Below are 14,257 nucleotides of genomic sequence, written 5' to 3'. Positions count from 1 at the left end.
CTATCCTGCTCGCTGCATTATGACGTCATCCGTCCACTTACGTGCCAGATGGTCCGTTTGCCGCACGTTATCAAGGGTCATTGGGGCATCAATGAGACCGGATGCGCCCTCGAATCTGTCCAGAACCATCTCGACGATCGCGGACATTTCGACAAAGCCGATCCTGCGCGCGATGAATAGGTCCAGCGTCCGCTCTTTCGCGGCGTTGAAGACCGCTCCTGCCAGACCGCCACGCTCCATCACCGCCCGTGCAAGCCGCAGCGCCGGATAGCGGGCCTCGTCCGGCGCATGAAAGTTCAGCCGCCCGAGCCGCGCCAGATCCAGACGTTCCACCGGCAGATCGCGCCGTTCGGGCCAGTGGAGGGCGTATCCGATGGCGTGGCGCATGTCCGGCGCACCAAGATGCGCCATCAGTGCCCCGTCGCGAAAACCGACCAGCGCATGGACCATGGATTCGGGATGGACCAGCACCTCGATCCGGGATGGTTCGACGCCAAAAAACTCTTTTGTCTCTATCAGTTCCAGGGCCTTGTTGAACATGGACGCGCTGTCGATCGTGATGCGCTGCCCCATGTCCCAGTTCGGGTGGCGCGAGGCCAGTTCGACCGTCGCGCGTTTTAGATCCTCCAGCGGCCAGTCGCGGAAGGCGCCGCCGCTGGCGGTGATGATGATGCGCTCGACCGCCGCGATGTCCTCTCCGGTCAGGGCCTGAAACACTGCCGAGTGCTCGCTGTCCACCGGCAACAGGCGCGCGCCGTGCGTCTCAGCCGTTTGCAGCACCAGCGGCCCGGCGCAAACCAGAGTCTCCTTGTTGGCGAGCGCCAGAGTCGCCCCCTGCTTGAGCGCTTCGAGGCCGGGAGCGAGGCCCGCCGCGCCCACAATGGCGGACATGGCCCAATCGACCGGGCGCGCAGCCGCCTCGGCCAGGGCCGCCTGCCCCGCCGCCGCCTCGATGCCGGTGCCGGAAAGCGCCGCGCGCAGGTCGTCAAGCCGGTCGTCATGGGCCGTCACCGCGATCTGGGCGTTCAGCCGTCTTGCATCCGCCGCGAGTCGAGCGATGTTTGCGCCGCCGGTCAGCGCGACCACCTCATAGGCATCACGATCGCGGTATATGAGATCGATGGTGTTCTGCCCGATCGAACCGGTCGCGCCAAGGATGGAAACTCTGCGCATCATTGGGCTCCGGGGGCGTAGAACAGGCTGGCAAACAGCACGAACAGCGCCGCACCCATCATCCCGTCGAACCGGTCGAGCACGCCGCCATGCCCAGGCACCAGGTTCGAGCTGTCCTTGACCCCCAGCCGGCGCTTGACCGCGCTTTCCGCGATATCGCCGGCCTGGCTGGCCATCGAGGTAAAGACCGAAATGATCACGAATCCAAATCCGTATCCCAGATGAATGGCGAAACCCAAGCCCACCAGAGCGGCCGCGAGCCACCCCCCGGCAGTGCCCGACCACGTCTTTTTGGGACTGACCCTGGGCCAGAATTTAGGGCCACCGAGCGATTTGCCCACGAAATACCCGGCCACATCCGTCGCGACGACCACAAGGATCAGCCAGAGCATCCAGTCAAAACCCATGTTCTCGCGGATCAGGATGAAGCCGAGACCCGCCGCCGCAATCCAGAAGGCAAACACGGCATATGTGCCCCGCTCGCGACTGACCTGCCCTGCCCCCACCAATGCCGGCGCCAGCAGGACGGGCAGCCGGAAAAACGGCGGCAGATGATAGCTCAGAAAGACCGCAAACCCGGTCAGGATCGCCAGCTGTATCGCCACGGCGGAACGGTCCGGTTCGATCATCCGGGCCAGTTCCCAGATCATCAGGGCGCAGGCCGCCGCGATGAAGGTTTCGAACCAGATGCCCCCCAGCCAGACCTCGATCGCACCAATTGCGACCAGAACGACGGCCGAGACCACGCGCGTGGTCAGGTCAGACCATCGCCCCTCGGTCATGCCTTGACGGCCCCGAAGCGGCGGTCCCGGGCTCCGAAGCTCCGGCACAGGCGCGTCAGTTCTGCCGCGGTGAAATCGGGCCAAAGCGTGTCTATGAACTCGTACTCGGAATAGGCCGACTGCCAGAGCAGGAAATTCGAGATCCTGGCCTCGCCGCTGGTGCGGATCACCAGATCCGGATCGGGCAGAACGCGGGTGTCGAGGTATCTGGGCAGGGTTTCCTCGTCAACGTCCTCGGGCTTGAGCCGTCCCGCGGCCACGTCCCGCGCCAGTCGCTTGGTCGCGCGGGCAACCTCGTCCCGCCCGCCATAATTTATCGCGATGGTCAGGTTCACGCCGTCATTGTCGCGGGTCTTTTCCTCCAGCCCGTCCATCAGCGCGATCAGCTTCTCGTCCAGGCGAACCCGGTCGCCGATGAAGCGCACACGCACGCCTTCGGCATGCAAGGCCATGGTTTCCTTGATGATGTAGCGCCGGAAGAGGCTCATCAGACCAGCCACCTCGACCTGTGTCCGCTTCCAGTTCTCGGTGGAGAATGCGAAGATCGTCAGATACTTGATGCCGAGTTCCGGACAGGCCTCGACCACCTCGCGGACCCGCCGCGCGCCGGCATGGTGGCCGTAGAGGCGCGGCCGCCCCCGCGCCTGCGCCCAACGTCCGTTGCCGTCCATGATGATGGCAACGTGGCGCGGCCCTACGGGCGGTTCGCTGAAGGGATCCTTTGGCATCCGCCGCTCAGACCTGCATGATTTCGGATTGTTTGTGCTCCAGCGCCTCATCGACGGACTTGATCATCGTGTCCGTGAGATCCTGCACTTCCGACTCCCAGAATTTCTGGTCGTCCTCGGACACCGTTCCGTCGCTCTTGGCCTTCTTGATCTGATCCATCCCGTCGCGACGCACGTTTCGGATGGCGACCCGCGCATGTTCCGCATACTGCCCCGCAACCTTGGTGAGTTCGCGGCGTCGCTCCTCGTTCAGCTCCGGGATCGGCAACATGATGATCGTGCCGTTGAGTTGCGGATTGATGCCCAGGCCGCTTTCGCGGATCGCTTTTTCCACCTTTCCCACCAATGACTTGTCCCACACATTTACAGTGACCATGCGCGGTTCGGGTACGTTGACGGTGCCGACCTGGTTGATCGGTGTCATCGCGCCATAGGCATCGACCATGATCGGGTCTAGCATCGATGCCGAAGCCCGGCCCGTGCGCAACGAGGCGAATTCGGTGCGAAGATTGGCCATTGCACCTTCCATGCGGCGCTTCAAATCGTCGGTATCCAGTTCGAAATCGTCAGACATGCTGCTCACTCCCCGTAATCAGGTGCTGTTCGGATGGGTCATAAGCCATCGAAAAAGGGTTGTATAGCAGTCTTGGCCCGGAAATCAGGCAAAGGCGAGACCGGTTTCGCCGGTTTTGGTGAAATTCCGTGGCAGGCGGCCGCGACCCATGCGGTGACACGGGGTCCGGACAGGTCGCGCCGCCTGGCGGGTCGTCAGGCGTTCACATCCACGACCACGCGCCCTTTGACCTTGCCCGCAAGGATGTCGGCGCCAAGCCCCGGCAGATCGGTCAGTTTTGCTGGCTGAACCATCGCCTCGAGTTTATCCATAGGCAGGTCGGTCGCGATGCGCTGCCAGGCCCGCACGCGGTTGTCGTAGGGCTGCATCACGCTGTCGATGCCCAGCAGGTTCACACCGCGCAGCAGGAACGGAATCACCGAGGCCGGCAGCGCCGCGCCGCCCGCCAACCCGACGGCGGCGACGGACGCCCCGTACTTCATCTGACCCAGAACCCGCGCCAGCATCGCGCCGCCGACGGCATCCACGCATCCCGCCCAGGTTTCGCTTTCCAGCGGCCGCTTGGTGGTTTCGTTGAGTTCCTCGCGCGGCACGATCTGGGTGGCGCCCAGCGACTTGAGATAATCGGCGGTTTCCGGCCGTCCCGTCACCGCCGCCACGTCGTGACCCAGCTTGCCCAGAATGGCGGTGGCGACAGATCCGACCCCCCCGGCGGCGCCCGTCACCAGCACCGGTCCGTGGCCCGGTACAAGGCCGTGATCCTCCAGCGCCATGACCGCCAGCATCGCGGTGAACCCTGCGGTCCCGACCGCCATCGCCTGCCGTGTGTCCAGCCCATCGGGCAGCGGCACCAGCCAATCGGCCAGAACGCTGGCCTTTTGCGCATAGCCACCCCAATGCGCTTCGCCCACGCGCCAGCCGGTCAGAACGACCTTGTCACCGGGTTTGTACCGGTCGTCGTTGGACGACTCGACCGTTCCGGCAAAGTCGATCCCCGGAACATGCGGGTACTTCCGGACCAGACCGCCGCCGCTGGCGCTCAGGCACAGCCCGTCCTTGTAGTTCACGGTCGAGTACTCGACGGCCACGATCACTTCGCCATGCGGCAGTGCATCCACGCCGATCTGCTTGACCGAGGCGCTGGCCTTGCCGCTGGCCTCATCCTTTTCCATCACCAAAGCATTGAACATCCTGTCACTTCCCTTGCTTGAATTCAGTCCCGATGTCTTTCCTCACCAACTCGCCGGGCGGTCGTGCAACGGAACAACCACAGCCCCCGCAGCCGATCACCGCCAGAACCGGTCCTGCACGACGGCCCAGCGCATGCCGTGTTCGGTCAGAACCTCGACCCGCGTGCCCGGATCCCAATGCGACCGATCCACCATGCCGATGGCGACATTGACCTGAAACTCCGGGGAAAACGCGGCCGACGCAATCTGTCCGACTTGTGTGCCGCCCGCAAGCAAAGGCCACGAGCCGGTGCATGGTCCGATCTCGCCCTCGATCACCATCGGCCGGATCTGTCGCGGCGGACCGTTCCGGGCCTGATCCGCCAGGGCGGCCTTGCCGATGAAATCGACCGGCGAATTGCAGAATTTGCCCAAGCCGCATTCATAGGGGGTGTTCTCCCGCCGCATGTCCGACCCAAAGCTCAACAGCCCGCTTTCGATCCGCTCGATGCCGTTCGGGCAACCCGCGCGTACTTTCAGATCGCGGCCTTCCGCGAACAACGCGTTCCAGAGCGGCATCCCGTAGTCTTCGCCCTCCACATAGATCTCGAAACCACCCTGCTTGGACCAGCCGGAACGGGCCACCACGAAATCCCGATCCTCGAACCGCAGCCGCTTGTAGCGAAAGAACCGGATGTCGCGTACCGCGTCGCCGAACACACGTGCCATCAGATCCTCGGCCTTGGGGCCTTGCACCGCCAACGGCGACACGTCGGGCTCGCCGATATCCACGTCCAGGTTCAGGGCGACGGCGATGCCAAGCGCGAACTGCCACAGATCGCCATCGGCCACCGACAACCAGTAGTGGTCGTCGGCCAGCTTGATGGCCACGGGGTCGTTGAGCATACCGCCGTTCTGATCCACCACAGGCACGTAGTAGCACTGATCGGCCGCCATTCGGCCCATGTCACGCGGACTCAGCATCCTCATCAGGCGCAGCGCATCGGACCCCTTGATTTCCACCTGCCGTTCGCAGGACACATCCCAGACCTGAACGTGCTGTTTGAGATGCGCGCAGTCGGCCTCGACGCTTTCAAAGACCGTGGGCAGAAGCATGTGGTTGTAGACGGTGTAACCCTTTACACCCTCGGCCTCGACGCCGGGAGTGAAGGGGGTCTTGCGGACGCGGCGGTTAGGAACGATGACGGCCAAGTCACTCCTCCTCGGGCATGAACACAAGGTCGCTGACCGGTGCTCGGGAGCCGGTTTCGGTCAGCATCTGGTGAAGTTGTCCCCGGTGATGAGTCTGGTGGTTGAAGAAATGCATGACGCATTGAGCATAGCTGCGCGTGACTTCGCGCCCGAGGGCCGAAGACGTCCAGGTGAACGCGTCTTGCAACGTGGCGTCCTCCAACCGGTCCGCCCATTCGCTGATCCGGGCGTCGGTCTGGCGCCGCATCGGCAGCCAGGTGTCCAGACCGTCGCAGATCGCGATGCTGTCGGGGATGCCGCCATCGGGTTCGGGGCCGCCGTCGAAACGTGCGATCCAGATCCAGTCGCCCCACAAGAGATGGTTCGCTGTACCCAGGATGGATCCGAAGAACGCCCCGCGGTCACGGGTTAACTCCGCAGCCGGCAGCGCCGAAAGAAATCCCGCCAACTGGATGTTCTGCCAGTGATTGTAACGCGCCATCTCGCGGGCATAGGCGGCGGTGATCATCACTTTGGCCCGTGCCAGTCGATCTGGCAGATCTCGGCCGAGCGGCCGTCGAAATCCCAGACCCGGCCAAAGGCGCGCACCTTGCCCTTGGTCGCGGTGGCCACGGTGATGTCGGGGCCCATCCAGTATTCGGTATTGGTGACGACGATATCCTTACCGTCCTTGCCCTCAACCGGAACAACCGAACCCTGGATCTTCTTGCCGACCATCAGGCGACGTTCCTTGCCCACGGTCTCGAACTGCACCGGAGACCGCTCGGCCCCCAGAAATTCACTGACCAGCAGCGAAAACAGGCCCGTCGTGCCCCGCGCCGCGCCCGAGAAGATGTTGACCAGTCCCTCGTAGGCTGCGTCGGATGCGCGATCGTCGATGAAGGCCGCGGCCTTCCAGTTGCCGCGCCCCATGTTGCCGGGGATTTCAAGGAACAGGCCGACGTTCAGACCCGACAGATCCTCGTCGCCATATTGCCCTTCGTCGATGCGAATGCCCGCCCAGGCCTGGCAATGGCCCTCGGTCGGGGGGTGCTTGCCCAAGCTGACCACGCAGGGACAGAACACCGTGCAGTTGCAGTTCAGGATCAACTCGCCCTTGATGGTCCAGGGCACCGTGCCCACCGTATCCAAAGCCATGTCTGTCTCTCCTCTTGTCAGACTGTCGCAAGCGCGACCCAGGCAGACCCGACCAGCAAGGCCACGCCCAGCGGGCGTGTCACCAGTCGGCCCAGGTCGGGCAGTTTCTCGAAAACCATCAGCAGCGTGGCCAGCCCCATAAAGGCCAGGTTCATCACGCCGCCCACGAAGGCCAGCAGCATCAGCGCCCAGCAGCAGCCAAGGCAGACCAGCCCCAGCCGCAGCCCGTTGCGCCAGGGGCTTTCCTCCCAATGCTGGATGAAGAAGGTCAGCGGATGGCGGCACCTGCTCAAGCAGGCCTCCTTGATGGCCGAAAACTGGTACAGACCGGCCACCGCCAGCAGTCCGGCCGACAGCACACCCGACACGCTTTCGCCCAGCCCATCCACTGCACCGATCCGATAGAGCCCCATCTGTGCCAGCGCGGCCAGCACGGAAAAGCCCAGCCAGACCGTCAGATACCCCGACAGCAGGTGGCCGAGCCGGGTACCATGCGCCGCATGGGAAAGGTCGTCATAGGTGGCAAAGGCCGGCAGCGCGGTCGGTGCCATCATCGCCGCGGACATCAGCGCCCACATGGCCACCATCTTGATCAGGCCCGCCGCATCAGGGGTGACGGTGCACAGGCTGCGCCAGAAATCCTCTCCGTAGACCGCGCCCAGGGCACGCACCTCGGCCGGCACCGCCATGAGGTACAACATGATCCAGGCCGACAGGATCGTGGCAAACAGAGCCAGCCAATGCGGCGCTGTCATGGCTCTTATCCTGTCCACGGTCACGGCCCTCCCTGCGACTCACTTCTTGCTTTTCAAATGTCAGACTTTTAAATGTCAGACAAATAAAAAGTGGCCGGCAATGAAGATTGATCCCCAAAACCCCGCCGACCTGTCGGCCCAGATCGCCCAGGCGATCCGGGACGCGATCGTTTCGGGCGAGTTGATCGTCGATTCGCGCCTGCCCTCCGAGGCGGAACTCGCCGACCAGTTCCGGGTGTCGCGCCCGACGGTGCGCGAGGCGCTCAAGCGGCTGGCGGCGCAATCGCTGATCCGCACCCAGCGCGGCGCGTCGGGCGGCGCCTTCGTCAACCGGCTGAGCTTCGAGGACGCCTATTCGCAGCAGATTACCACCTCGACTCTTCTGCTGTCGATGAACGCGGTCAGTTTCGACACCGCCTGCGAAGCGCGCTATGCCCTGGAACGGGCCTGCGCGCCGCTTGCGGCGCAAAGGCGCACGGCGGACCATCTGGCAACCATGCGGACCGAGATCTTTCGGCAAGCGCAGCCTGGACTGACGGACGAGGCGTTCTGCGCCTCGGACGTGGCGTTCCACCGGGCGCTGGTCGACGGAGCGGGGAATCCGGTTCTGTCCTATCAACTGGCCGGTGCGGTCGAAGCGATGCAGCCGCTGATGAACATGATCACCTTCTCGGCGCGCTCGCGCGAGGCGATCATCGCCCTGCACAGCCGGATCGCGGATGCGCTGGACGCGCAGGACGCTCCGGAGGCCGACCGGGCGCTGGTCGAACTGGAGGCGTACACCCGCCAGCTTGCCCGCGATGTAGTCGAACGCCGCCGCAACCGGCCAAGATGAGAGCGCACCACAGAACAGGCTTGACGCGACCGTTCCGTGGACCCGACACTCAGACAGGCAGCACCCGCCCGGCGTCAAGACCGGTTTTCCCAATAAGTATTGCGTATCAATTCCTTACGGGAGGAACCTATGAATCTCAGACCGGACCCGACCTTTTATCCCTCACCAAGGATCGCAATGGAGGCTCCGGCGGAAACGCTGGCCTTCACTCTGATGCTCAGCCCGGACTTTTCCCAGCCTGACGGGTTGGCGGTTGTGAATGTCGATCCGAAATCCGACGATTACGGCAAGATCGTCCACAGCGTCATCATGCCGGAAAAGGGCGACGAGTTTCACCATTTCGGGTGGAACGCCTGTTCGTCGGCCCTGTCGCCGCTCTCGGGCCATGCCTTTCTGGAACGGCGTTATCTGATCATTCCCGGCATCCGCTCGAGCCGGATCTACATCATCGACGTGAAAGACCCGCTGAACGCGAAGATCCACAAGATCATCGACCCCGAGGAAGTCTTTGCAAAAACGGGATATTCCCGCCCGCACACCATCCACTGCGGTCCCGAGGGCATCTATGTCAGCACCCTGGGCGGCGGCGGGCCGGACGGCACCGATGGCCCACCCGGCATCTTCATCATGGATTGCGAAACCTTCGACATCATCGGCCGCTACGAGATCGAGCGCGGCGTGCAGGACAAGCACTACGACTTCTGGTGGAACCTGCCGCGCGACTACATGGTGAGTTCGGAATGGGCACTGCCGCCGCAATTCGAGAACGGCCTCGTGGCCGAGGATCTGCTGTCGAACAAGTATGGGCACCGCATCCATTTCTGGAACCTGCGCGAGCGCACCAACATCCAGACCATCGACCTGGGCGAAAACCATCAGATGGCGCTGGAAATCCGCCCGGCGCACGACCCGGTCAAGCAGCACGGGTTCTGCGGCGTGGTGGTGGACACGACGAACCTGCAAGGTTCGGTCTTTACCTGGTGGCGCAACCCGGACGGCACGTTCGAGGCCAAGAAGACCATCACCATCGACCCGCAGCCGGCCGACCCCGACGATCTGCCCGACCTGCTCAAGGGTTTTTCGGCGGTGCCGCCGCTGGTCACGGATATCGACCTGAGCCTAGATGACAGGTTCCTCTATGTCTCCTGCTGGGGCATCGGCGAGATGCACCAATACGATGTCTCGGACCCGATGAAGCCGAAACTCGCCGGCAAGGTTGAGATCGGGGGCATCGTCAAAAAGACCAAGCATCCCAATGGCAAGGATTTCGGCTATGGCCCGCAGATGGTGGAGATCAGCCGCGATGGCAAACGCGTCTATTGGACCAATTCGCTCTATTCGACCTGGGACGATCAGTTCTATCCCGGCGACCGGGGCGGCGCGATGGTCAAGGCGGATGTGGGAGAGAACGGCGGGCTGACGCTCGACCCGAACTTCTGGGTCGAGTTCCCCAAAGGCTATCGCTCACATCAGATCCGACTGGAGGGCGGCGACTGTTCGACCGACAGTTTCTGCTATCCGTCGGCCTGAATTGGAAAGCCTGATGACAACGACGGCCGGCCTTTGGCTGGCCGTCGTGCTGAGCGGGCTTTATCACGGCCTCAATCCCGGCATGGGCTGGCCGCTGGCGGTTTCAGCCGCCCTGATGGAGCGCAAGCCGGCCGCCCTGTGGCGCGCGCTGGCGGCGCTGGGCACGGGGCATTTCCTGGCGATGCTCGCCATTCTGTTGCCCTTCGCCCTGCTGGTCGCCCTGGTGGATTGGCAACGCGAGATCCGCATCGGCGCGGCGCTGTTGGTGATCGCAATGGGGCTCTATCTGGTCGTCACCCGCCGCCACCCGCGATTTCTGTCTCGGATCCCTCCGGCTCGGCTGGCGCTCTGGTCCTTTCTGGTGGCGCTGGCGCATGGCGCGGCGCTGATGCTGGTTCCGATTTATCTGGGTCTTTGCAACCTTGCCGAAGAAGACGTCGGGCATCAGGCGGCGGCGGAACTGATGAGCGGCACCATGGGACTGACCCTGACCGTCGCGCTTCTGCACACGGCGGCCATGATCGGCGCCGGCGGAACACTGTCCTTCGCCGTGTATCGCTGGCTGGGCCTGAAATTCCTGTCCAAAGGCTGGTTCGATCTGGAACTGGTCTGGGCGCTGAGCCTGGTTCTGGTCGGTGGTCTGAGCCTTTGGGCCGCGTCCTGAGCGCCGTTTGAAACGAGAGAATTTTCGCAGCTTCGCTCTTTGCATCGCTGGGCGAACCTCTTATATTTACCTCGTTCCTTTCGGAACTATGGACATAAACGCGCTCGTAATAAGCGGATCGGACCCGGGGGCGGTACCCGGCGGCTCCACCAGACTCCCTTCATTGGCGGGAAGACGGGGCCGAAACAGGATCGACGGACGTCTAAAGGAGTTTGCTTTGTCTCGGTGAGGTACCACCGTTATCGGTCCGACAAGCATAATTGCCAATGACAATCGTGCTCCGGTGGCAGTCGCTGCGTAAGCAGTGCCTAATACCGAAAACTAAGTCCTTCCGCCTAGCCGCGTAAGGCGGGGTTCGCAGGTACCTGGCAACAGAAACCTGCATCTTTTCCGAAAAACTTGCATCGCCTGGGCAAACCTGTCGAAAAGCTGAACCCGTTGCCTTCGGATTCAGCAAATCTTCACCGTTCCGACCCAAGCTCAAGGCACAGGACGGAGATCTGAACATGAACAAATCCGAAGTGCTCAAAGCCTGGTATCGCGAAGTCTGGGAGCAGGGTGATACCGACGCGATCGACCGCTACTTTGCGCCCGACACGATGGCCGACGGCCTGATTCCCGAAATGCAGGTCGGGCCGGACGATTTTCGCGATCTGGTCATGGCCTTCCGCTTCATGCTGGGCGAGATCCGTGTCGAACTGCCCAAGATCATCGAAGACGGCGAATGGCTGGCGGCGATCCTGCACGTTCACACCTCGCGCGCCGACAATGGCGCCCCGATCGAGGTGACGGGCCAGGTCATGGCGCGGTTTCGGGACGGCAAGATGGTCGAAGCCTACAACCAGTTCGATTTCGTGTCGTTTTTCGAACAGCTCGGCCAGTTCCCCAGGGACACGCTGCCGGTTTGCATGACCGGCCAGCGTCTGGAATTCGCCTGAACCCGACGCCCCGGAGATTGACCGGCATCCCGATTTCGCGCTAGCAAGAGGGTAAGGGGCCATGTTGCGAACGCCCCGTGAGGCGCCAGCCCAAGGTTCGCATGTATCCACAGAAAAGGGATTCATGCCATGGCCGCACCCAATGCAATCACCGTTACCCAACTGCTGCGCCTCATCGGCACGCCGCAATGTCCCGCCATTATCGACATAGCGACGGATGAAGATTTCACGGCCGACCCATTTCTGATCCCCGGTTCGGTCCGCCACCCTCATACCGACCTGGACGGTCTCGACCGGGTCGTTGCCGGACGGCACGTCGTCGTTGCTTGCCAACAGGGCAAAAAGCTCAGCCAGGGTCTGGCGGCCTGGTTGCGAAACGATGGCCATAGGGCGGAATACCTGGAAGGCGGGATGTTTGCCTGGCGCGATCACCCGGCGGCTCCGCGGGTGCCCGCGGCCGCCATCCCCGCCCGGATCCAGGGCAGCACGCTGTGGGTGACGCGACACCGGCCGAAGATCGATCGCATCGCCTGCCCGTGGCTGATCCGCCGTTTCGTCGATCCGGGGGCGCGAATCCTGTTCGTCGCGCCTGCGGAAGTGGCCGGCGTTTCCGAACGGTTCGGGGCAACACCCTTCGATGTCGAAGGCGCGTTCTGGAGCCATCGTGGCCCCAATTGCACATTCGACACGATGCTCGACGAATTCCAGTTGCACACCGCGGCCCTGGACCGTCTTGCCACCGTAATCCGCGGAGCCGACACCAATCGCCACGACCTGGCGCCCGAAGCGGCCGGACTGCTTGCGGTTTCGGTCGGGCTGTCGCGCCAATTCCGCGATAACCAGGAGCAATTGCAAACCGGTCTGCACCTCTATGATGTGCTCTACCGGTGGGCCCGCGACGGATATGACGAAGGCCACGACTGGCCCGCGGACCGCAACGCATGACCCCGTCCTATCAAGAGCTATTCCGGGTCTTTGGCGGCATCGGCCTGATGTCCTTTGGCGGGCCGGCCGCGCAAATCTCGCTGATGCACCGGGAACTTGTCGAACGGCGCCCCTGGCTGGACGAGCAAAACTATCTGCGCGCCCTGTCCCTTTGCATGCTGCTGCCCGGTCCCGAAGCGATGCAGCTTGCAACCTATGCCGGCTGGCGGCTGCGCGGCGTGCCCGGCGGGTTGCTGGCCGGCGGGCTATTCGTCTTGCCCGGTGCGCTGGTCATCGCGGTTCTCGTCGGTCTCTACGCGGCTTTCGGCACGCTGCCTTTGGTCCAGTCGGCGTTTCTGGGGGTCAAGGCGACGGTGATCGTCATTGTCCTGCAGGCGCTTCTGAAACTGTCGCGCCGCGCGCTCTCCGGCACCGGCGCTCGGGTGGTCGCGGCCTTGGCCTTTGTCGCGATCTTTGCACTGAACCTGCCTTTTCCGCTGATCATCGCCTTGGCCGCGATCTGGGGGTTCGCCACCTCGACCCGGTCAGCACCGCAGGCCGTCCCCGCCCCCCCTGCCGTCCATGCCACTCCGCTGCGAACGGCAGCACTCTGGGGCACGCTCTGGCTGTCGCCGCTGGTCGCTCTGACGCTCGCGGGCCAGCAGCTGCTGAGCGATCTTGGCTGGTTCTTCGCAAGACTGGCGGTCGTGACCTTTGGCGGCGCCTATGCGGTTCTGGCCTACATGACGCAAACCGTCGTGGACAAGTATCAATGGGTTTCGACCGGCCAGATGATCGACGCCCTCGGCCTGGCCGAAACCACCCCCGGACCGCTGATTCTGGTCACGCAATTCGTGGCCATGCTGACCGGGCAGATCCAGGGCGGTGCGCCCCTGGCGATTGCCGCAGGCATCGTTGCCCTGTGGGCGACCTTCGTGCCCTGTTTTCTCTGGATCTTCCTGGCCGCGCCGTATCTCGAACAGTTGGCGGCGCGCCCCCGTCTGACGGCTGCCCTGAACGGCATCACGGCGGCCGTGGTCGGAGTGATTCTCAACCTCTCGGTCTGGTTCGCCCTGAACGTCCTGTTCGGATCGGTGCTGGCATACGCGTTCGGTCCGTTTTCCGTTCCGGCGCCACAGATCGACAGCCTCGACTTCAAGGCCCTCATCCTCACCGTTGTTGCCGGGCTCTTGATCCTTGTGGGCAGGGTCGGCATGGGTGTCAGCCTGGTGCTGATGGCGGTCCTTGGCGCAATCCTGCATTTCTTCTGACAATAATGCGTGGGAAGCCCTTTTGTTTCCTTCCGAATCCCGTATGCTGAGACCAAGACACTTCGAGGAACAACCATGTCGCGAGACATCGATTACGGAAACCTGATGCACGCCGCGATGCGCGGGTTGATCAAGACCGTGCTCGCGGATGTTGCGCGCAACGGTCTTCCGGGCGCGCACCATTTCTTCATCACCTTCGACACGAAACAACCGGATGTTGAACTGGCCGATTGGCTGAAGGACCGCTATCCCGAAGAGATGACGATCGTCATGCAGCACTGGTTCGAGAACCTGATCGTCGACGAGGACGGGTTTTCGATCACGCTGAACTTCGGCGACTCGCCCGAGCCGCTGTATATTCCCTACACGGCGATCAAGACCTTCGTCGATCCTTCGGTCGAGTTCGGACTGCGATTCGAAACGACCGAGGACGATGGCGCCGAAGAAACTGCGCGGCCCGCACCGGAACCCGTTCCGATCCCCGAAGATCAGCCCGAAATCCATCACGACGCGGACATCGTCTCGCTCGACAGCTTCCGGAAATAACGCGCACCGCACAGTTCAA

General features: G+C 63.1%; 16 protein-coding genes and 1 other RNA gene. 8 read left to right on the top strand and 9 right to left on the bottom strand.

Going from position 1 to position 14,257, the window contains the following annotated elements:
* The 9 genes from dxr to AC2FNJ_RS02605 form a co-directional block, all read right to left on the bottom strand.
* The gene (gene dxr, locus AC2FNJ_RS02645; protein ID WP_496762192.1) at nucleotides 1-1,173 is read right to left on the bottom strand and encodes a 1-deoxy-D-xylulose-5-phosphate reductoisomerase; all 1,173 of its coding nucleotides are present in this window, start codon (nucleotides 1,171-1,173) and stop codon (nucleotides 1-3) included.
* Nucleotides 1,173-1,955 carry a phosphatidate cytidylyltransferase gene (locus AC2FNJ_RS02640; protein ID WP_496762190.1) on the bottom strand — a complete coding sequence of 261 codons (783 nt, stop codon included), beginning with the start codon at nucleotides 1,953-1,955 and terminating at the stop codon, nucleotides 1,173-1,175. Before AC2FNJ_RS02640 ends, dxr begins: the two co-directional genes overlap by 1 nt.
* Nucleotides 1,952-2,683, bottom strand: a complete 732-nt coding sequence (uppS, locus tag AC2FNJ_RS02635) for an undecaprenyl pyrophosphate synthase (RefSeq protein ID WP_496762188.1) — start codon at nucleotides 2,681-2,683, stop codon at nucleotides 1,952-1,954. Before uppS ends, AC2FNJ_RS02640 begins: the two co-directional genes overlap by 4 nt.
* Nucleotides 2,684-2,690: 7 nt before the next feature.
* Nucleotides 2,691-3,257 carry a ribosome recycling factor gene (gene frr / locus AC2FNJ_RS02630; protein ID WP_496762187.1) on the bottom strand — a complete coding sequence of 189 codons (567 nt, stop codon included), beginning with the start codon at nucleotides 3,255-3,257 and terminating at the stop codon, nucleotides 2,691-2,693.
* 194 nt (nucleotides 3,258-3,451) lie between these two features.
* Nucleotides 3,452-4,447 carry an acryloyl-CoA reductase gene (gene acuI, locus AC2FNJ_RS02625; RefSeq protein WP_496762185.1) on the bottom strand — a complete coding sequence of 332 codons (996 nt, stop codon included), beginning with the start codon at nucleotides 4,445-4,447 and terminating at the stop codon, nucleotides 3,452-3,454.
* Nucleotides 4,448-4,543: 96 nt separating this feature from the next.
* Complete coding sequence (locus AC2FNJ_RS02620; protein WP_496762183.1) at nucleotides 4,544-5,638, bottom strand: dimethylsulfoniopropionate demethylase; 1,095 nt, start codon at nucleotides 5,636-5,638, stop codon at nucleotides 4,544-4,546.
* 1 nt (nucleotide 5,639) lies between these two features.
* Nucleotides 5,640-6,146, bottom strand: coding sequence for a DinB family protein (locus AC2FNJ_RS02615; protein WP_496762182.1), 507 nt, complete (start codon nucleotides 6,144-6,146; stop codon nucleotides 5,640-5,642).
* Nucleotides 6,146-6,775 carry a DUF1326 domain-containing protein gene (locus AC2FNJ_RS02610; protein ID WP_496762181.1) on the bottom strand — a complete coding sequence of 210 codons (630 nt, stop codon included), beginning with the start codon at nucleotides 6,773-6,775 and terminating at the stop codon, nucleotides 6,146-6,148. Before AC2FNJ_RS02610 ends, AC2FNJ_RS02615 begins: the two co-directional genes overlap by 1 nt.
* Nucleotides 6,776-6,792: 17 nt before the next feature.
* Nucleotides 6,793-7,530, bottom strand: a complete 738-nt coding sequence (locus AC2FNJ_RS02605) for a DUF2182 domain-containing protein (protein WP_496762180.1) — start codon at nucleotides 7,528-7,530, stop codon at nucleotides 6,793-6,795.
* A gap of 100 nt (nucleotides 7,531-7,630) precedes the next feature.
* Between AC2FNJ_RS02605 and AC2FNJ_RS02600 the strand changes: the two genes are divergently transcribed.
* The 8 genes from AC2FNJ_RS02600 to AC2FNJ_RS02565 all read left to right on the top strand — a co-directional run bounded on the left by AC2FNJ_RS02600 (nucleotide 7,631) and on the right by AC2FNJ_RS02565 (nucleotide 14,238).
* Entirely contained in the window at nucleotides 7,631-8,365 is a 735-nt protein-coding gene (locus tag AC2FNJ_RS02600) for a FadR/GntR family transcriptional regulator (protein ID WP_496762179.1), read from the top strand.
* A gap of 129 nt (nucleotides 8,366-8,494) precedes the next feature.
* Nucleotides 8,495-9,895 (top strand): selenium-binding protein SBP56-related protein, encoded by a 1,401-nt coding sequence (locus tag AC2FNJ_RS02595; protein WP_496762177.1) that lies wholly within the window; start codon nucleotides 8,495-8,497, stop codon nucleotides 9,893-9,895.
* A gap of 13 nt (nucleotides 9,896-9,908) precedes the next feature.
* On the top strand, nucleotides 9,909-10,559 hold the full coding sequence (locus tag AC2FNJ_RS02590) for a hypothetical protein (protein WP_496762175.1): 651 nt from the start codon (nucleotides 9,909-9,911) through the stop codon (nucleotides 10,557-10,559).
* A gap of 34 nt (nucleotides 10,560-10,593) precedes the next feature.
* Nucleotides 10,594-10,945, top strand: a transfer-messenger RNA (tmRNA) gene (ssrA, locus tag AC2FNJ_RS02585).
* Between the two features lie 120 nt (nucleotides 10,946-11,065).
* Nucleotides 11,066-11,497, top strand: a complete 432-nt coding sequence (locus AC2FNJ_RS02580; RefSeq protein ID WP_496762174.1) for an ester cyclase — start codon at nucleotides 11,066-11,068, stop codon at nucleotides 11,495-11,497.
* Between the two features lie 129 nt (nucleotides 11,498-11,626).
* Entirely contained in the window at nucleotides 11,627-12,442 is an 816-nt protein-coding gene (locus AC2FNJ_RS02575; RefSeq protein ID WP_496762172.1) for a chromate resistance protein ChrB domain-containing protein, read from the top strand.
* Nucleotides 12,439-13,692: a chromate efflux transporter gene (gene chrA, locus AC2FNJ_RS02570; protein ID WP_496762171.1), complete on the top strand. Its 1,254-nt coding sequence runs from the start codon at nucleotides 12,439-12,441 to the stop codon at nucleotides 13,690-13,692. Before AC2FNJ_RS02575 ends, chrA begins: the two co-directional genes overlap by 4 nt.
* 75 nt (nucleotides 13,693-13,767) lie before the next feature.
* Nucleotides 13,768-14,238, top strand: coding sequence for an SspB family protein (locus AC2FNJ_RS02565; RefSeq protein ID WP_496762169.1), 471 nt, complete (start codon nucleotides 13,768-13,770; stop codon nucleotides 14,236-14,238).
* Nucleotides 14,239-14,257 lie beyond the last annotated feature (19 nt).

The sequence above is a fragment of the Ruegeria sp. BHSB196 genome, from assembly GCF_059613135.1.
The sequence above is the reverse complement of the archived record's forward strand: the minus strand, read 5'-3'. Positions and strand labels throughout refer to the sequence as shown.